Origin of the sequence: Bradyrhizobium sp. SRS-191, from assembly GCF_024586915.1 — a bacterium.
Lineage (GTDB): Bacteria > Pseudomonadota > Alphaproteobacteria > Rhizobiales > Xanthobacteraceae > Bradyrhizobium.
The window spans coordinates 225,028-243,186 of sequence record NZ_JANBVS010000012.1; the positions used below are offsets into that span (position 1 = coordinate 225,028).

An 18,159-nucleotide genomic window follows, 5' to 3' on the forward strand; every position below is an offset into this window, starting at 1 on the left:
CCCTGCTGTTCATTCGGATTGATTTTTTTCATCGCAGCTGGCGCCGCCACGGCATCAAGAGCTGCTCGATCTTGCCGACGGCGAAGGTGAGGGCGAGCGCCAACGCGATGGTGGCGACGAGGGCAGCGAAGACCTTCGGGATGATGTAAAGTGACCCCGCCTTGAAGATCGCGTGCCCCAGCCCCTCGGACGACGACATGAACTCGCCGACGATCGCCCCGATCAGGGCGAAGCCCACTGTGAGCTTCAGCCCGGCGAAGATGTCGGTGAGCGAGGCCGGCACCACCAGCTTGCGGAAGATCTGGAATTTCGAGGCGCCGAGCGTGCGCAACAGATTGATCTGGTCGGGATCGACGCCGGTCGCCCCTTTGTAGGAGGTCACCAGCGCCACAATCACGACTGACAAGGTTGACATCGCAACCTTCGAGATCAGCCCGGTGCCGAACCAGATGATGATGATCGGCGCTAGCGCGATGATCGGGATCGAGCCGAGCGCGATCACGAACGGCTCGACCACGCGCGAGACGAAGCGCGAATACCACAGCGACAGCCCGACCAGCGTGCCGATGCAGTTGCCGACGAAGAAGCCAAGCAGCGTCTCCAGGCCCGTGACGTAAGTGTCGCGCAACAGGCTGCCGTCAGCAGCCATTTGCGACAGGAATTTGAAGATCGCCGAGGGCGAGCCGAACATGAAGGCGGCTGCCTTGTTCTGGCCCGTTGCGTACTCCCAGAACGCCAGAAAAGCCGCGAGGACGACGAGCTGCGTAGCAAGCACCGCAAGCATGCTGCGCAGGCGCAGCCAGCGGCGTCCCGGCGCAATCATTGCCTTGGAAGCCGGCGCGGGCACCGGCGCATTGTCGATATCGGCCGTCATTGCAGCACCACGTCGAGATCGGCCCAGATCTGGCGGACATAGTCGCTGAAACCGGCCGTCTGTCGCGCTGCCATCATATCACGGCGATCGCCGCCGAGCGCGATGTCGTAGACCGTCTTGACCCTGGTCGGGCGCTTCGACAGCACGATCACGCGGTCGGCGAGCGACACCGCCTCCTCGATATCGTGGGTGATCAGCAGCAGCGAGCGCCGTCCCTCCCGCACCAATTTCACGGTGTCGTTCTCGATCAGAAGCTTGCTCTGGAAATCCAGTGCGGCAAACGGCTCGTCGAGCAAGAGCACGTCGGGCTCATTGACCAGCGTGCGCGCAAGCGCCACGCGCTGGCGCATGCCGCCGGACAAGGTCGACGGGTATTGATCGGCGAAACCGTGCAGTCCAAGTTGGTCGAGCATCGCGCGGCAGCGGTCCTCGGCCTGCGCCGCCGGCACGCCGCGGATCTCGAGACCGAGCATGGTGTTGCCGAGCGCGGTGCGCCACGGCAGCAACAGATCCTTCTGCAGCATGTATCCGACATTCTGCGGCTGGCCTGCGACCTCCCGGCCATGCCAGCGGATGCGGCCCGCATCGGGCGCGAGCAGTCCGCACAACGTGTTCAGCAGCGTCGTCTTTCCGCAGCCGGACGGACCGACGATGCTGATGATCTCCCCTTCTCTCAGCGTCAGGCTGAGATCGCCGATGACCGGCATGATGCGGCCACCGTCGAGCTCGTAGCTCTTGGCCACGTGCTCGACGACGAGCGGGGGCGCGGGCGCTGCCACAGCGCCCGGCCCCACTTGCATCGTAACGCTCACCTCAGTCATTTGAGACTGGCGATCGCCTTCTCTGCGAACGAGTTGTCGATGATCTGGTCGAACGGCACCGAGCCCTTGGCGTTGCCGAGATAGACCTGCATCTCCATCAGGTTCGCCCACTGATCGGTCTTGGTCATCACCGATTGCGCCGGGATCAGATATTTCAGCTCGGCATCGATCGCCTTGTCGACGACCTCGCCGGGCAGGTCCGGGAATTCCTTGCGCGCCACCTCCTTCGAGAAGGCCGGATCGGCGTAGGTCTTGCGCGAGGCCTCCTCGAACGAGGTCACCAGCGCCTGCACCATCTCCGGATCCTTCTGGATCGTCGTGGGCAGCACCATGATGCCGGTGTTGCAGAACGGGCCGATGTAGTTGGAGAAGTCGAAAACCACCTTGGCACCCTGCGCCTCGGCAGCGGCGACGCTCGGCTGATAGGCGATGGCGATGTCGGCCTGCCCCGCCAGCATCGCGGCGATCTCGGTGCCGGGATTGACCGGAACGATGGTCGCATCGACGCCGACCTTCATGCCCGCCTTCTCCAACAGCCGCTTGGCGACGCTATAGTTGGTGTTGGGCTCCGGCGAGGTCACGATCTTGAGGCCCTTGAACCCCTTTGGATCGGTGATCGGCTCGAGCGTCTTGGAGACGCCGAAATAGTGCGCGCGCTGCACGACTGTGCCGACGACGACGCCAGGGCCGCCGTTCTCGCGCGAGATCTGCGCCATGGTCGCATCGCCGATCGCGAAATCGGCGGAGCCGCCGAGCACCGCGGCGAAGGTCTGGGTGTCGCCGCCGGCGGCGCTCACCTGCATGTCCAAGCCGTTTTTCTTGAAGATGCCGGCATGCATGCCGACGTAGAGATTGATGTAGCCGAGATTGTGCACGGCCTCGCTGAAGCGGACCGTCTTCAGGCCGGCTGCTGCGGCCCTGCCCGTTCCAAGCAGCGCCGGTGCGCTGAGGCCCGCCGCCACGGCAGCTGACGTCATCAGGAAACGACGGCGATCAATCGATGGATTTGCGCTCGCAGATAATGCCGAGACACGTTCGCTCATGGTGCAGAACTCCTCCCAGGCGTTGAAAGTTCGTGGGGGAGACTATGGTGAGGCGCCTATCCAGCAAGGCGAAATAACAGACGCGATCTGCTGAAAAGCTGACAACAACGAGGACGGCAGAGACCGCCATCACTGCGTGACGCTGCGCGCTGCCGAGCGCTTGTCACCTTGCTGCCGCTTCTCCAGCCGCCTTGGTCAAACGTGCATCGCAGCACGGGCAATAATGTCAATTTTGCCATTCAGGCCGCACAAAGAAATTGCACGTCCGGATCGGTGGCCCGCGCGCCCCAGGGAACTCACACAAGAGGCGCGACGGGGTCGGCGTCAACCTCGTTTTGCGTTGGCACGAATATGCATCCTCCGCATGCGCCGCCCACATTCATGCTGTTGTCACGAACCGTACCCAACGGCGTGGGCCTCACCTGCGCCTGGTCGGGTCTCGAACATTGTTGTCATTCGCAATCGCAGCATCAGCAAAACGAGTGTTGCGTTTCCGACAACACATTGATGTTGATGGCTAATGGCATATCGCTTGCAATGCACAATGCGCCTCGCTATTGCAGCGCAGAAATTTCTTGGAGTGCGACATGCTCGGAATTGGAAGTAAGCTGCCTTCGTTCGAAATCGTCGGTGTGAAGCCCGGTTTTCATCTGCAGGAGGAGAAGGGCGAGAGCGCCTTCGAGACCCTGACCGAGACCAGCTTCCCCGGGAAGTGGAAGATCATCTTCTTCTATCCGAAGGACTTCACCTTCGTCTGCCCGACCGAGATCGCCGAGTTCGCGCGCCTGTCGAGCGACTTTGCCGATCGCGATGCGGTCGTGCTCGGCGGCTCCACCGATAACGAGTTCTGCAAGCTGGCCTGGCGCCGCGACCACAAGGATCTGCACAAGCTGCCGATCTGGCAGTTCGCCGACACCAAGGGCTCGCTCGTCGACGGCCTCGGCGTCCGCTCGCCCGACGGCGTCGCCTATCGCTACACGTTCATTGTCGACCCGGACAATACGATCCAGCACGTCTATGCGACCAACCTCAACGTCGGCCGCGCGCCGAAGGACACGCTGCGCGTGCTCGACGCGCTGCAGACCGACGAGCTCTGCCCGTGCAACCGCGAGGTCGGCGGCGAGACCCTGAAGGTCGCTTGATCATGTCGATCGAGCAGCTGAAGGACCAGATCCCGGACTTCGCCAAGGACGTCAGGCTCAATTTGTCGTCCATGGCGTCGGACGACACGCTGTCGGCGCAGGCCAAGTATGGCCTGTTCGTCGCCTGCGCGATTGCGACTCGCAATCCGGCGGTGACGGCGGCTCTCGAATCGGTCGCCGCCGCGCATCTGTCGCCGGCTGCGCTGACAGCGGCAAAGTCCGCCGCCGCGATCATGGCGATGAACAACGTCTACTACCGCTTCGTGCACCTTGCCTCGAACAAGGAGTACGCGACGATGCCGGCGCGGCTGCGAATGAACGTCATCGCCAATCCCGGCGTCGACAAGGCTGATTTCGAGCTGTGGTCGCTCGCGGTCTCCGCCATCAACGGCTGCGGTACCTGCATCGACGCGCATGAGAAGGTTCTGCAGGATGCGGGTGTGCCCACCGCCTCGATCCAGACTGCCGTCCGCTTTGCCGCCATCATCCAGTCGGTTGCCGTTGCCATCGAGGCCGCTGGTGTGACCGTCGCCCTGGCGGCCGAGTAGAAATCGACCCGATATGTGAATGCGGCCGGCCCTGTCCGGCCGCATTTTCTTTTTCACAATCTCCCGCAAAGATTGCAAAACCTGTATCCGCGCCTGCAACCGAGCGGGGAACTAAGCCTCTGAGTTCGCGGCAAAGTCGGGACAGTCGCGGCATCCAGATACTCCAACCGATCGTCCGGAGGGCATCAAAGCTTCCGGCTCTGCTCGCGCTTTACGAGCATTCATCAAGACGACCAGCCGGGAAATTTCCATCAAATAGCCTTACCAACTCACGCTTCCCGCCAAGAACATTGATCAGCTTAAGGGCTAAGCAACATCGAATGTGACCAGGGCGGGCGAAAACCGTGGCGCCTGTGTCGGAAGGAAACCGGACCTGTCAGTCTCGACGGAAGCGTTGGTGCATTCCCTCCGAACTCGCAGCATGCGATCCTCGGCAGGACCACGCGTGCCTGACGCCCTGAATCTCTCTCCCACGATCCGATCGTCGGAGACAGGAGGCTAGTGATGAGTGCTCCAGTTGAGAACGATCCGGCGAAGCCGGCGCCGCCATGGGCGAGCGAGGAGCTTCGCAAATATGCGCCGCGCCGGCACCAGCCGGACAACGGCGCTGTCGCCCAGGACGTGCCGGAGGAAGGCCCCCGTCTGCCGCATCACCTGATTGCGCGGAGCAGCTTCCTGCCGGCGCGGACGCCGGCGATCGATCTGGACGACGAGGAACAGCGTCGGGCGTGGAGCGCGAAGCTCGATCCCGTCGTGATGCCGCTGCCGCCGGAGGATACGGACAAGGCGTCCCGTCTTGGCGGCCTGATCAAGATCGGCGCGGCCATCGGCGTCGCGGCTTCGGTCGCCATGATCGTCGCGAACGCGATCTCCTTCGACAACGGCGCATCGACATCGGTCGGCAAGAGCCCGATCATGCCGTCCACCGTGCTCGAGAGCCTCGCCCAGATCGACCCGGCCGAGGCCAAGGTCGCGCAGGACGATCCGCCGCAAACCGTCGCCGCGCTGGCGGCGCCCAGCGCAACCGACGTCGTAACACGGGCCTGGCCGTCAGCTCCGCAATCGCCACCTCCGGCCGCCGTGGCTCCCGCGGTCTCGAGCCTGCCACCGGCGCTGCCTCCCGCCCCATCCCGTCCGACCGTTCCTCTGCCCCGCGACGAGGTCGACGCGCTGATGAAGCGCGGCCGCGATCTGCTCGCTGCGGGCGACGTCGCCAGCGCGCGCCTGATCCTCACCCGGCTGTCGGACGCAGGAATCGCCGACGCCTCTCTCCTGCTCGCACGCACCTATGATCCGGCCGAGCTGACGAAATCGCGCCTCCTCGGGGCCGTGCCTGACGCGGCCAAGGCCCGCACCTGGTATCTGAAGGCTGCGGAGCAAGGATCACCGGAAGCCAGCCGCCGCATCTCCGCGGCACGCTGACGTCTCGGACTGAGAAGCGCGCGAACGCGATCGGACCGCTCTCGGCAGAAGAGCGGCCGCAGTCGCCTGCGCTCAATCGAAGACAACATCGACGGGGAGGGACCATGCTTCAGCGCATCGAAGCCGCCATTCGCGCTTGCTCTGCAGCTGCACGAGACCGGTGGGTCGGGCAGCGTGACCATCACAATCGCCCGCAGCGCCACATCGGCAAGCTCGCATGTCTGACCGTTGCGATCGTCATCCCAGGCCTGCTGGTCCAGTCACGCCCGAGCGCGGCGGCCGACAGCGAGATCCGCATCGGCAACACGATGCCGTATAGCGGCCCTGCCCTCGCCTATGGCGTCATCGGCAAGGCGATCGCCGCCTATTTCAACAAGGTCAATGCGGAGGGCGGGATCAACGGCCGCCGCATCAACTTCCTGTCCTACGACGACGGCTATGCGCCGCAGCGGACGGTGGAGATGACCCGCAAGCTCGTCGAAGAGGACAAGGTGCTCCTGATGTTCGCGGGCCTGGGCACGGCTCCCAATCTGGCGGTCCGCCCCTATCTCAATGCCAACAAAGTCCCGCAATTGTTCGTGGCCTCCGGCTCCTCGCAGTGGGACCAGCCGCACGATTTCCCATGGACCATGGGCTTCCAGCCGAGCTATCAGGCCGAGGCGCACGTCTATGCCCAGTACCTGCTGGAGACGCATAGTCGTGGCAAGATCGCGATCCTCTCTCAGGACGATGATTTCGGCAAGGATTACGTCAAGGGACTGAAGGACGGCCTCGGCGGCAAGCTTCCGATCGTGGCGGAGGCCACCTACAAGGTCACCGACGCCAACGTCAATCAGCAGATCGCCACGCTGAAGGCATCAGGCGCTGACATCTTCTTCGATGTAACCACACCAAAATTCGCCGCGATGGCGATCCGCCGCGCCGCCGAGATCGGCTGGCGGCCGGACCACATCATCTCGACGGTCTCGGAATCGGTCTCCGCCGTGATGCAGCCGGCGGGCCTGCAGAACGCCGAGGGCATCCTGTCCGCGGGCTATTACTACGAGGGCGAAGAGGCCGCAGCCGCCGGTGATCCCTCCTACCGCGAATGGTCCGCCTTCATGGACCGCTATCTGCCGGACATCCCGCGGACCAACGGCCTTGCGACGTTCGGCTACCTCGCGGCCCATGCGATGGTGGCGGTCTTGAAGAACTGCGGCGACGACCTGTCGCGCGAGAACATCATGAAGCAGGCGGCGTCCTTGAAGGGCGTCCGGTTGCCGATGCTGACGCCGGGCATCACCGTCAACACCAGCGCCCACGACTACGCGCCGCTGGAGCAGATGCAGATGATGCAATTCACCGGCGGCAAGTGGCAGCGCTTCGGTCCGGTCCGCAGCGGTATCGATCCCGGCAGCGTCAGTGAATCTTTCAAGACCATCTTCCGTTACGGCGCCGCGAAGCGCGATCTGGCAAACCAGCTCAATGCCAATACCGTCACGCTGATGACCGGCTCGGTCGGCAGCACCTATGCGAACATGGGCGCGGACCTTGCGTCCGTGCTCGACAAGGGCACCGAGCTGCGCATTCTTCCCGTGATGGGTCGCGGCTCGGTTCAATCGGTCGCCGATATCCTGCTGCTGCGCGGCGTCGATGCCGGCATCATCCGCAAGGACACGCTGGCCTTTCTCGAGCGCAAGGATTTCGCCAACAATGTGCGCGAGCAGCTGGCCTATGTCGCCAAGCTGTTCAATGAGGAAATGCACGTGCTGGCGCCGAAATCCATCACGAGCCTGAGCGAGCTCGACGGCAAGACTATCGCCGTCGACCTGCCCGACGGCGGCACCTTCGTCACCTCGATCAACGTGTTCGAGCGCCTGGGGATCAGGCCACATCTGCTCTACATCGAGCCGCGGCTCGCGCTCGACATGCTGCAGCGGGGCGACATCGATGCGATCATCGCCGTCGAGGGCAAGCCGCTGCAATGGCTGAGTCAGGTCAATGACCGGAACCTGCATCTCGTGCCGGTCGACTACGACAAGGCCCTGCATGACGACTACCTGCCGGCGAAACTGTCGGCCGAGGACTATCCCAACCTCATCAGCGGCTCAGCACCGGTGAATACGATTGCGGCCGAGGCCGTGCTGGCGTCCTTCAACTGGCAGCCCGGCAGCGATCGTCACCGCCGCCTGTCGCTGCTGGTCGAGGCGCTGTTCAACAATCTGCCGGCCCTGCAACGGCCGCCCTATCACCCGAAATGGCTGGAGGTGGCACCGCTCGCTCCGATCGCGGGCTGGACGAGGTTCAAGACGGCGCAGGACTGGCTCGACCGCAACATGCCGGCCGCCCAGGTTCTGGGCGCCAACGCGCAGGCCGACGATCTGCAGGCCGGCACCACGACAGATCCCAAGCTGTTCCGCGAGTTCATGGCGTGGCGCGCCAATCGCCAGAAACATCCGGCGGCACACCAGCCGCCACAGTAGCAGCCGCGCCGTTTCAGTGCGGCGCTTGCGTCCGGACGATCTGCACCTGCACGTCGCACGGGCGCGCAAGATAAGGCGCCGAGGTGACCAGCACATCGGCGCCCGCGGCGGCATAGGCCGCGGCGTTCTGCGCATTCACTCCGCCGGCTGCGGCAATGACCGGCCTGACCTGCAACGTCGCCGTCGCCTTGATGCGCGCGACCAGCGCCGCGATGTCGTCCGGGGTGAACTTCTCGGCCTGGATCACGTCGAAGCCGGCGGCGGCGGCCGCGACAGCCTGCTCGAGGCCCGTGACCTCGATGACGAGCCGCTTCTCCGGAGCGGACCGACGCAACCGTGCGGCGACGTCAGCGAGCGGCGTCGCTCCGAGAAAAGCGCGATGCTCGGGGAAGACGAGAATCGTCTCGGAGAGGCCCAGCCGATGCATGACGGCGCCGCCGGCCTTGACGGCGCTCACCGCAAACTGCTTCACGCCCGGAACGTTCTTACGCGTGCAGGCCACCGTGATATCCGGCCTGACCGCCCGCGCGGCGCGCACGATTGCCGCGGCCTCGCTCGCTACGCCGGACCAGATCTCGATCAGCGTCTGAGCCACCTTCCAGCTCCGCAGGAGGCAGGCAGCGGTGCCCTCCGCCCGCAGGATCGGCGCGCCCTTCTCCAACGCGGCTCCGCTCGCCGCGAGCAGCTCGGCCCGGCCACCGGCGAGCTCGATCAGAGCGGCGGCATCCTCAGCCAGCGCCAGCACCATCCGGTCGCGCGCGGCGAACAGCATCTGCCCCGGCTCACCGCCGATGCCGAGGGCCTCGGTGGTCAGGTCGCCATAGGGAACATCGTCGCGGAGCAGCGTTTCCAGCTCATGCTGGGTAGCGGTGGTCGGCACGCGCGACATCTCCTCTTTGTGTACAGGACCATTTCTCGATATATCTGCCGCGCGCTGATCGCCCTCGATCGCCGGACCGGCATGGCCGGACAACCGCGCGGGGTGGCGGCACCATCCGAGGCCCCCGCATGACGCCGCACGATCTCTCCGAGCCGGCCGAGCTCAATCCGCCCCGCCTCGCCGCCATCCTGTATGGGCCCGGCGATGATGCCGACGCCCTGCTGGACGAGTTCGTCCAGGGGCTCCTGCAGCACGGCGTACGCGTCGGCGGCATCGTTCAGCGCAATACGCGCGACGAGGTCGGCCGCAAGAGCGGGATGGATGTCATCGACCTCACCAATGGCGACACCATCTCGATCTGCCAGGATCTCGGCAGCGGATCGACGGCCTGCAAGCTGGATGCTGCAGGCCTCGCCGAGGCCGGCATGGCCGTTCATCGCGCCATCGCTGCCCATGCCGAGCTCATCGTGATCAACAAATTCTCCAAGCAGGAAGCCTTGGGAAGCGGCTTGCGCGACGAACTCGCCGACGCGATCACGTCGGGGATTCCGGTGCTGACCGCGGTCCCGCAGAAATGCATCGCGGATTGGCGGACATTCACCGGCGATCTCGGCACTTTGCTGCCGCCCTCTCAACCGGCCATGGCTGCATGGTGGCTTGGTTTGCAGTCACGTCCCGTGCCGGCCGGCTGATCGCAGGCAACAACCCAGCGCCGTCAGGCTATTTCCCGATCATCACGTCGGACGATTTGATGACGGCCGAGACCTGATCACCGACAGCGAGCCCGAGCTCCTCGACCGCCTCGTTGGTGATCGCCGAGAACACGGTCAGTCCCGGAGCCAGCTCAACCTTGACGTGGGCGGTCGTTGCGCCCTTGGCAACCGAGACGACTTTCCCGGGCAAAACGTTACGTGCACTCAGCTTCACGGGCCGCTCCTCATTCTGCTGCAGCACCAGTGCTGCGGCAGAATGAAAGCAGAGCCACAGCCAAAATTCAATGACCTATATCAATCATGATATAGCTCAGGTGCGAGGGGCATGTGAGCGCGAACGCACATCCCCCCGCGCGACCCATCTCAGCCGAACTTGAACAGCACGCCGTAGCCGCCGCGCGGATAGCTCCACTCGATGTCGCCGCTGGCCTCGCCGATCACCCGGCACGTGCCGCATTCGATGCAGCCGTCGACGGTGATCTCGACCTGGCCCGAATCGTTCAGCTCATAGCAGCGCGCCGGGCAGGCCTTGAGCAGCGCCTTGAGCTGCGGGCTTGGCGTCGTGTGCGGACGGACCTTGATATGGGCCCGGCCCGGATCGACCTGGTAGCGATTGTAGAACAGCTTGTCTTCGACCCTGACTGCGACATCCGTGCTCATGTCCGATCTCCCTCTGCTTCGACTGCTTGGTTCATTCGCCAGTTATCGCCACGCGCGGGCAAACCTGAAGGCATCGCCGAACAGGCCCGTCCACGATCTTGCGTTCACGAAGGAGCGCACCGTGCTGCTCTCCTTCTCCTTCTTCGGCGTGCCGTCGACGCGCAGGAAGTTCTGCATCGCCTTGGAGACGAGCTGTGGATAGGTCAGGAAGAAGTTCTGCGACTGGTTATGCAGCAGCGCAGGCATGTCCTTGTACTTCTTCAGATCCTTGATGACGAAGGACTCCTCGAGCATCTTCTTGTAGAGCGCGAGATTCGCCTTGGTCATGGGATCGCGGCGCGACTTGACCTGGAAGATCGCCTCGGCGGCGATGCGGCCGGAGGTCATGGCAAGGTTCGAACCCTCGCGATGGATCGCGTTGTTGAGCTGGGCGGCGTCGCCGACCACGACCCAGCCGTCGCCGCAGAGCTCTGGGATCGCGTTGTAGCCGCCCTCGGGAATCAGATGCGCCGAATATTCCTTGACCTCGGAGCCCTCGATCAGCGGCGCCACCGACGGATGCTGCTTGAAGCGCTCGAGCAGGCCGTAGGGCGTCTCGCCGGTCTTCTGGAAGTCGGAGACGAGACAGCCGATGCCGAGCGAGATGCACTCCTTGTTGGAGTAGATGAAGCCCATGCCGGTCATGCCGCGGGAGATGGTGCCGGCGGCCTCGATCACCGCGCCCTCGTCGCCCTTGAGGTTGAAGCGGGCCTCGATCGTCTCGCGCGGCAGGAAGTGCATCTCCTTGACAGCGAGTGCCACGTTTTCCGGCTTCGGCCGATCGCGCAGGCCCGCGCGGGTGCCGAGCAGGCCGTTGACGCCCTCGGCCAGCACGACGACGTCGGCGTGGATCTCACCGTCGCGCCGGTCGGTCTTGACGCCGATGACCTTGCCGTAGGCGTCCTGCGCCAGCTCGGTCACGGTAGTCTCGCACAGCACCGTGGCGCCGGCCTCCTTGACCTTCGACGAGAACCATTTGTCGAACTGGGCGCGGATGATGGTGTAGCGGTTCGGCTTCTCTTCGTTGAAGTCGTCCGACTTGTAGTGCAGGCCGACATGCGACTTGTCGTCGAGCATCCAGAAACGCTGCTCGACGAGATGCCGCTCCAGCGGTGCCTCCTCGCGGAACTCCGGGATCAGCTTCTCCAGCATGTCGGCATACAGGATCGCGCCCTGCACGTTCTTCGAGCCGGAATACTCGCCGCGCTCGAGCTGCAGCACCTTCATGCCGCGCTTGGCCATGGTCAGCGCAGCCGCATTGCCGGCCATGCCGGCGCCCACGACGATCGCGTCGAAACGTTCCTCGATCATTGCCCTGCTCCCTCTCTGGTGCCTAGCTTGCGATACGGTCGCGTGAATGCGGCGAAAGCCGCGCGCGGAATGCTTCGGTCAGCGCCGGCAGCAGCCGGATCGCGTCGGTGACGATGCCGACATGCGCGAAGTCGAAGATCGGCGCGTTCTTGTCGGTGTTGATGGCGACGATCAGGTCGGCGCCCTCGACGCCGACCCGATGCTGGATTGCGCCGGAGATGCCGGCGGCGATGTACAGCTTGGGACGAATGGTCTTGCCGGTCTGCCCGATCTGGCGGTCCGAGGTCACCCAACCCTTCTGCACGAGCGGGCGCGAGCAGCCGAACTCGGCACCGAGCACGGCGGCGAGACCCTTGACGAGCTGGAAGTTCTCGGGCGAACCGAGGCCCAGACCGCCGGCGACGACGATGTCGGCATAAGCGAGATTGGACTTGGCGGAGTCGCGGTCCGGAATGAAGGACAGCACCTTGGTGACGATGTCCTCCTCGACCATGCCGAGCTTGTGCTCGATGATCCGGGTCGCCGGCTTCTCGATGCGCTCCGGCATCGGCATCACGCGCGGGCGTACGGTCGCCATCTGCGGCCGGTAGTTCAGCGTGTAGATCGTGCACAGCAACGAGCCGCCGAAGGTCGGCCGCGTCGCCGCCAGCGAACCGTCCGCATCGACGTCCAGTGCGGTGCAGTCGGCGGTGAGCCCCGTCAGCAGCGTGGTTGCGACCGAGCCGGCGAGATCGCGGCCGAGCGTGGTGGCGCCGAGCAGCAGGATCTCCGGCTTGAAGGTGTTGACGGTGTCCGTCAGCGCCTTGGTGTAAGCCTCGTTACGGTAGTCGGTGAGGACCTCATCGGCGACGATATAAGCGAGATCGGCGCCGTAGCAGAACGACTCGGCGGCGGCATGCTGGACGGCCTCGCCGGGTGGCCCGATCACGACGGCCGCGAGGTCGACCTTCAGCTTGTCGGCGAGCTCGCGGCCCGCTCCCATCAGTTCCCAGGACACGGGATGAACCTGCCCGCGCTCCTGCTCGATGAACACCCAGACGTGCTTGTAGGCCTTGAAATGCTCCGGCAGCTCCTTCTTGGTCGCGGCGCGACCAGCTGCGGCAGGCGGTGCTTTGGTGGGTTCGCTCATGGTCGTCGTCCCGTTGATCCGAAAGAAGCCCGAGGTCTGAAGCCGATGATGAAGTCAGAAGCCGTGCGCCGACGAGACCAGCTCGGCTTCCAGCTTCGGCTGGCGCTTGAAGAGCTCCTCGATCAGCGCCTCCGCCGGCGGGCGATTGGCGAAATCGACGAAGACCGCCTTCTCAGCCCGCGCCGACGGCGCAAACACGCGCTTCACGATGGTCGGCGAGCCCTTCAGGCCGCACTTGGAGATATCTTCAACGCCGGCATCCTTGGCGCTCCACGTCACGATCTGCGCGCGCGCCGCGCGCAGCGCGTCGGCCATGGCGCCGCGGCGGATCTCGTTGGTCGCTTCAAGCATCGTGACCAGGCACGGCAGCTTGGTCTTGAGCACCTGCACGCCGCCTTCCGAGCGGCGCTCGGCTTCGATGGTGCGCGCAGCTGGATCGACCTCGTTGATCTTCGCAACATAGGTGAGTTGCAGCAGTCCGAGCCGCTTGGCGATGCCGGGACCGACCTGCGCAGTGTCGCCGTCGATCGTCTGCTTGCCGGTGAACACGATATCGGGCGCACCAAAGGTCTCGCTGATCTTGCGGATGGCGGTCGCCAGCGCGTAGGTCGTGGCCAGCGTATCGGCGCCGGCGAAGAAGCGGTCGGTGAGCAGCACGGCGCGGTCCGCTCCGTAAGTGAGCGCACGGCGCAGCGAGTCCTCAGCGGACGGCGGCCCCATCGTCAGCACCGTCACTTCGCCGCCGAACTTGTCACGCAGCTGAAGTGCAGCTTCGAGCGCGAACAGGTCGTAGGGGTTGATGATGGTCGGCACACCCTGGCGCATGATGGTGTTGGTGACCGGATGAACGCGGATCTGCGCGGAGTCCGGGACCTGCTTAATGCAGACGACGATATGCATGCGATCGCTCCGGTGTGTGGGCCTGCGATGAGGACAGCAATTGTCGTACCAGTTTCGAGCACGATGAATATCGTCGTCGATTCAACGTCTTGACCTGGTCACTTGAAATTCTGCTGAGACCTCCTGCAGAGGTCCGACACGTCGCAAGCAACACGCGTCGGGAATACGACAGGACTTTAACTCGTCGAGCTCGCTCGCAAACAGAAACGCCGCCGGCAGGACCGGCGGCGCTTGCGGATTTAATGAGTTCGTCTGTTACTTGAGCGTCGTCAGCGACACGAACGGCTTGGGCGCAGGCTTCGGCGGCGCGACGGCTTCCTTGAGCACCTTGAACACACGCTGGTCGAGCGGGGTCGAGACCAGGAAGTCCTGATAGGCCTGCTCCAGGAACGATTTGCAGCGCGTTGCGATCTCGTCGTTCGCAACGTCCGAGAAATCCTCACTAACAAGATACTGGCCCATCCGCCTGAGAATGTGCAGACGGCAGACATTGAGCACCTTGGGATCATACGCGACGTTCAAGAGCTTAAAGAAATCTTCGGCCGCGGAGGTCTTCTTCAGCTCGTCCAGGACATTCGGTGTTGCCGCAGTCATTGTTTCGCTCCTTGGGTCAAAGTCGGGTCAACCTCGCAACCGTTGACCGGCGCCGGCGGCGGCGGCCCCTGGCGCACCTTCTGGCGGACATGCGCGAGCTGCGCCTCGAGGAATTCGATGCGGTCGAGCATCACCGACAGCGCCTCGCCGACCGGATCAGGCATGAGGTGATGATCGAGATCGATCCGCCCGACGGTACGGCGATGGGTGAACTCCGGCCGCACCACCTTGGCGGGGATGCCGACCACCGTGACATCCGGCGGCGTGCTCTGGATGACGACGGAGTTGGCGCCGACCCGGGTGCGCGGCCCGATCGTGATCGGCCCGAGGATCTTTGCGCCGGCCCCGACGACGACGCCGTTCTCCAAGGTCGGATGCCGTTTGCCTGGGGACCACGACGTCCCTCCCAGGGTGACGCCGTGATAGAGCGTCACGTCGTCGCCGACCTCGGCCGTCTCGCCGATGACGACGCAGGCGCCGTGATCGATGAAGAAGCGATGGCCGATCTGAGCGCCGGGATGAATGTCGACGTTCGACAGGAAACGTCCGAGCCATGACAACAGCCGCGCCGGAAAGCGCCAGCCGCGGATCCACAGCCGATGCGCCAGGCGGTACCAGATCAGCGCGTGAATGCCGGGGTAGGTCAGCAAGGTCTCGATCTCGCTGCGCGCGGCCGGGTCGCGCGAGCGGACGCAGCCGATGTCCTCGCGGATCAGGCGGAACAGCGAGGGCGGGCTCGCCTCGGCGGCGACGGGCTTGACGATCGGTGTGTCGGCGATGTCGCTCATGATCAGGCAAAGCTCGCGTGCGGGTGATCACAGACTTCGCGCCAGATGGCGGCAACGGCTTCCTTCGGCACAGGCCCCTTATGCGCGACCGCATGCTTGCGCACGCGCGCCAGGATGCGTTGCGCCTGGTCGGCGCTTGCCGGCAGCCGCAGATCCGACAGCAGCGAGGTGATCGCGGAGAGACCTGAATGCTTGCCGATCACGATCCGGTTCGAGCGGCCGAACAGCATGGGATCGAGCGCCTGGTAGGTCCGCTGATCCTTCAGCAGACCGTCGACGTGAATGCCGGACTCGTGGGTGAAGACGTGCTCGCCGACGATCGCCTTGTTGAGCGGAATGGCGCGCGCCGCGGCAGCCGCGACGACGTTGGCGACATGATCGAGCTCGGCGAGCACGATGCCTGTCTCGCGGCGGTAGAGCTGCCGCAGCGCGACGGCGACCTCTTCCAGCGGCGCATTGCCGGCGCGCTCGCCGAGGCCGATGACCGTGACGGAGGCATGCGTCGCGCCGGCCTTGACCGCCGCGAGCGTGTTGGCGGTGGCAAGGCCGAGATCATCATGGCCGTGGAATTCGATCTCCAGATCGGTCGTCGCGCGCAGAGCGCCGACCAACGCCGACGTCGCATCCGGATCGAGCACGCTCAACGTATCGGCGACGCGGAAGCGCCGCGCACCCAGCGCCTTCGCGGTCGCAATCACTTCGGCCAGGAAGCCGACATCCGCACGAGAGGAGTCCTCGCCGCCGACGGCAACGTCCAATCCTCGACCCCTGGCATAGCCGACAACGCGCTTGAGCAATTCCAGCGCGACGCCGCGGCCCCCGCCGAGCTTGGCCGCGATCTGCACGTCCGATGTCGGGATGGAGACATTCACCATCGATACGCCGGCGGCGATCGCGGCATCGACATCCGCCTCGCGCATCCGGCACCAGCCGATGATGGTGGCGGGCAGGCGAGCCTCGACGATCGCGCGGATCGCGGCGATCTCGTCGGCGCCCATTGCAGGCGTCCCGGCCTCGATCTCCGGAACACCGGCCCGCGCCAGCGCCCGGGCGATCGCGACCTTCTCCCCCAGGGCGAAGGCAACACCCGGGGCCTGCTCGCCGTCGCGGAGCGTGGTGTCGTTCAGGATGACCCGGGGCATCGGGCTCCCCGAGACCGTACTCCCAAGGGCAGAGCCGGCCTCCCGGGCATTCCTGATGCTCGTCTTGGGCCCGCGCTGTCCGGGGACGTCAGGCATTCACTTGCTCCGTCGCAACCTGTGTCGACCGCTGGAGCACGACGCTCGTTCCGGCCTGCCAGTCACTCAGCAACGGCCATGCCAGCGCCTGGCAGGACGACAATCAACTGATTTTCCAACGGTTTTCCTGCGGTCCGGATTGTCGGATTTCCAACAGGGGCGGAATCGGACGCGGGGGACTTCAGACGCCTGGCGCGCGACTCCGTACGACGGCGCGCTCAGGCGTGGCGCCTGCGGCGAAGATGGATGACGACGTCGATCCGCTCCATGGCGTAGCCCGGCAGCGGCTCGGGCAGTTGATCGAACGCGACATGCTCGGGTACGTCGAGGAGCACGCCTTCATCCTCATAAAAGAAGTGCGGATGCACGGTCGTGTTGGTGTCGAAGAACGACCGGGAGCCGTCGACCCCGATCTGACGCAGCAAGCCCAGCTCTACGAACTGATTGAGCGTATTGTAGATGGTGGCCTGCGAGATCTTCATGCCGGTCGCGACGGCCTCGGCATAGAGCACGTCAGCCGTGATGTGGCGGTCGCCATTGCCGAACAGGATGCGGCTGAGCTGCTGCCGCTGCTGGGTCGGGCGCAACCCGGACCGGCGCAGCGCGTCCTCGCAGCGACGCATCAGGATCTCGCCAGCCTCGCAGGTCTCCGCTGCCGGACAACGTCCATGTTCGGAATTGCAGGGCGATCCAAGCTGGGGGTCCATCAACATCGTCGCAGTCCTCGAACTCACATTGCGGCGCTGGCCGCCTCCTGCAGCGCCACCTCGCGGCGCCGCTCCGCCATCCGGCTCTCGCCGCTCTCCTCGCCGAAGCAGAGCTGGAAATCGTTGCACTGGGTGCAGACCGGCGTCGTGCACATCACGAAGCCGTCGTCCTCGCACAGCATGCGGTAGAAGAAGCGCTTCCAGCGCATGTTTCTGACGTTGCGGCTGGCGAGCGGAGCAAAATGGCGCATCAGCAGCCGTGATAGTTCAGAGCGCTCGCGCAGCCCCAAATCTTCCCAGAGATGGTTCGGCTCCATCGCGCGGCGGGCAACCATCGCGGCGAGCCATCGGCTGACGTCGCCGTCGGTCGAGCGCTGCGCCGCGAGCAGATCGCGCACCATCGCGATCTCGTCGTCATCGGGCGCTGGAGCTGCGCCGTTGATCGGCAGCCAGGACGAATCGATCGAAGCGGCCGGAAACAGCTGCGCCAGCAGCGCAATCAGCTCGACGGTCGAAAGCCCCGCGCGCTCGGCGAGCGCGCCATGCTCCATCGCGGAGACCGCCAGGACCGATGCGATCACGTGCTTGTCGAAGCTGGTGTCACTATCGATCACGGCATCGGCTGGATCGTGACCCGTCAGCAGGCGATAGATGGCACGGCCATGATGCCGCTTGTCGTCCTCGACTTCGAGCGATGCTGGCGGACGGACCGCTGCGGCATGCGACGTGTCGACGACTGCGATGGTCATGGCGCGATCTCCTATCGAGGCCGATGAGAGTTCGAAGAAGAGGTACCGGCCTTCCGACGGGAGGAAGGCCGGTACCAAGACTGCTTAAGCCGTTGCGGCGAGATCGGCGGCAGTCTTTCCGACTTGGCTCTCGTCCACG

The 18,159-nt window shown here is 64.8% G+C and carries 19 protein-coding genes; 5 read left to right on the forward strand and 14 right to left on the reverse strand.

What is annotated here, in order from left to right:
- Positions 1-28: 28 nt before the first annotated feature.
- From NLR35_RS22195 to NLR35_RS22205, 3 genes are read right to left on the reverse strand one after another with little or no spacing between them, the layout of a single operon-like run.
- Entirely contained in the window at positions 29-874 is an 846-nt protein-coding gene (locus NLR35_RS22195; RefSeq protein WP_257168655.1) for an ABC transporter permease, read from the reverse strand.
- Complete coding sequence (locus NLR35_RS22200) at positions 871-1,674, reverse strand: ABC transporter ATP-binding protein (RefSeq protein ID WP_257168656.1); 804 nt, start codon at positions 1,672-1,674, stop codon at positions 871-873. Before NLR35_RS22200 ends, NLR35_RS22195 begins: the two co-directional genes overlap by 4 nt.
- 17 nt (positions 1,675-1,691) lie before the next feature.
- Entirely contained in the window at positions 1,692-2,738 is a 1,047-nt protein-coding gene (locus tag NLR35_RS22205) for an ABC transporter substrate-binding protein (RefSeq protein ID WP_306577674.1), read from the reverse strand.
- 587 nt (positions 2,739-3,325) lie between these two features.
- Here NLR35_RS22205 and NLR35_RS22210 point away from each other — a divergent pair.
- From NLR35_RS22210 to NLR35_RS22225, 4 genes are all read left to right on the forward strand, one after another.
- Positions 3,326-3,880: a peroxiredoxin gene (locus tag NLR35_RS22210; protein WP_006609715.1), complete on the forward strand. Its 555-nt coding sequence runs from the start codon at positions 3,326-3,328 to the stop codon at positions 3,878-3,880.
- Between the two features lie 2 nt (positions 3,881-3,882).
- Entirely contained in the window at positions 3,883-4,428 is a 546-nt protein-coding gene (locus NLR35_RS22215; RefSeq protein ID WP_257168658.1) for a carboxymuconolactone decarboxylase family protein, read from the forward strand.
- A gap of 504 nt (positions 4,429-4,932) precedes the next feature.
- Positions 4,933-5,850 carry a sel1 repeat family protein gene (locus NLR35_RS22220; RefSeq protein ID WP_257168659.1) on the forward strand — a complete coding sequence of 306 codons (918 nt, stop codon included), beginning with the start codon at positions 4,933-4,935 and terminating at the stop codon, positions 5,848-5,850.
- A gap of 104 nt (positions 5,851-5,954) precedes the next feature.
- Positions 5,955-8,312 (forward strand): ABC transporter substrate-binding protein, encoded by a 2,358-nt coding sequence (locus tag NLR35_RS22225; protein ID WP_257168660.1) that lies wholly within the window; start codon positions 5,955-5,957, stop codon positions 8,310-8,312.
- A gap of 13 nt (positions 8,313-8,325) precedes the next feature.
- Here NLR35_RS22225 and modD read toward each other — a convergent pair whose 3' ends face one another.
- Complete coding sequence (modD, locus tag NLR35_RS22230) at positions 8,326-9,192, reverse strand: ModD protein (protein ID WP_257168661.1); 867 nt, start codon at positions 9,190-9,192, stop codon at positions 8,326-8,328.
- Positions 9,193-9,320: 128 nt separating this feature from the next.
- Here modD and NLR35_RS22235 point away from each other — a divergent pair, with 128 nt between their 5' ends.
- A complete protein-coding gene (locus tag NLR35_RS22235) occupies positions 9,321-9,884 on the forward strand; it encodes a DUF2478 domain-containing protein (protein WP_257168662.1) in 564 nt (187 codons plus the stop codon).
- Positions 9,885-9,912: 28 nt separating this feature from the next.
- On the opposite strand, the gene NLR35_RS22240 is transcribed toward NLR35_RS22235, so the two are convergent.
- From NLR35_RS22240 to NLR35_RS22285, 10 genes are all read right to left on the reverse strand, one after another.
- Entirely contained in the window at positions 9,913-10,119 is a 207-nt protein-coding gene (locus tag NLR35_RS22240) for a TOBE domain-containing protein (protein ID WP_257168663.1), read from the reverse strand.
- 149 nt (positions 10,120-10,268) lie between these two features.
- Positions 10,269-10,565 (reverse strand): ferredoxin family protein, encoded by a 297-nt coding sequence (locus NLR35_RS22245; protein WP_006609708.1) that lies wholly within the window; start codon positions 10,563-10,565, stop codon positions 10,269-10,271.
- A gap of 42 nt (positions 10,566-10,607) precedes the next feature.
- Positions 10,608-11,915: an FAD-dependent oxidoreductase gene (locus NLR35_RS22250; protein ID WP_257168664.1), complete on the reverse strand. Its 1,308-nt coding sequence runs from the start codon at positions 11,913-11,915 to the stop codon at positions 10,608-10,610.
- Positions 11,916-11,937: 22 nt separating this feature from the next.
- Entirely contained in the window at positions 11,938-13,044 is a 1,107-nt protein-coding gene (locus tag NLR35_RS22255) for an electron transfer flavoprotein subunit alpha/FixB family protein (protein WP_257168665.1), read from the reverse strand.
- A gap of 54 nt (positions 13,045-13,098) precedes the next feature.
- Positions 13,099-13,944, reverse strand: a complete 846-nt coding sequence (locus NLR35_RS22260) for an electron transfer flavoprotein subunit beta/FixA family protein (RefSeq protein ID WP_257168666.1) — start codon at positions 13,942-13,944, stop codon at positions 13,099-13,101.
- 255 nt (positions 13,945-14,199) lie between these two features.
- Positions 14,200-14,538 carry a nitrogenase stabilizing/protective protein NifW gene (nifW, locus tag NLR35_RS22265; RefSeq protein WP_257168667.1) on the reverse strand — a complete coding sequence of 113 codons (339 nt, stop codon included), beginning with the start codon at positions 14,536-14,538 and terminating at the stop codon, positions 14,200-14,202.
- Entirely contained in the window at positions 14,535-15,326 is a 792-nt protein-coding gene (gene cysE / locus NLR35_RS22270) for a serine O-acetyltransferase (protein ID WP_257168668.1), read from the reverse strand. The genes nifW and cysE overlap by 4 nt, the downstream gene beginning before the upstream one ends.
- 2 nt (positions 15,327-15,328) lie before the next feature.
- On the reverse strand, positions 15,329-16,468 hold the full coding sequence (nifV, locus tag NLR35_RS22275; RefSeq protein ID WP_257168669.1) for a homocitrate synthase: 1,140 nt from the start codon (positions 16,466-16,468) through the stop codon (positions 15,329-15,331).
- A 314-nt stretch (positions 16,469-16,782) separates the two neighbouring features.
- Entirely contained in the window at positions 16,783-17,277 is a 495-nt protein-coding gene (gene irr / locus NLR35_RS22280; RefSeq protein WP_257168670.1) for a Fur family transcriptional regulator Irr, read from the reverse strand.
- A gap of 17 nt (positions 17,278-17,294) precedes the next feature.
- A complete protein-coding gene (locus NLR35_RS22285) occupies positions 17,295-18,020 on the reverse strand; it encodes a nitrogen fixation protein NifQ (RefSeq protein ID WP_257168671.1) in 726 nt (241 codons plus the stop codon).
- Positions 18,021-18,159 lie beyond the last annotated feature (139 nt).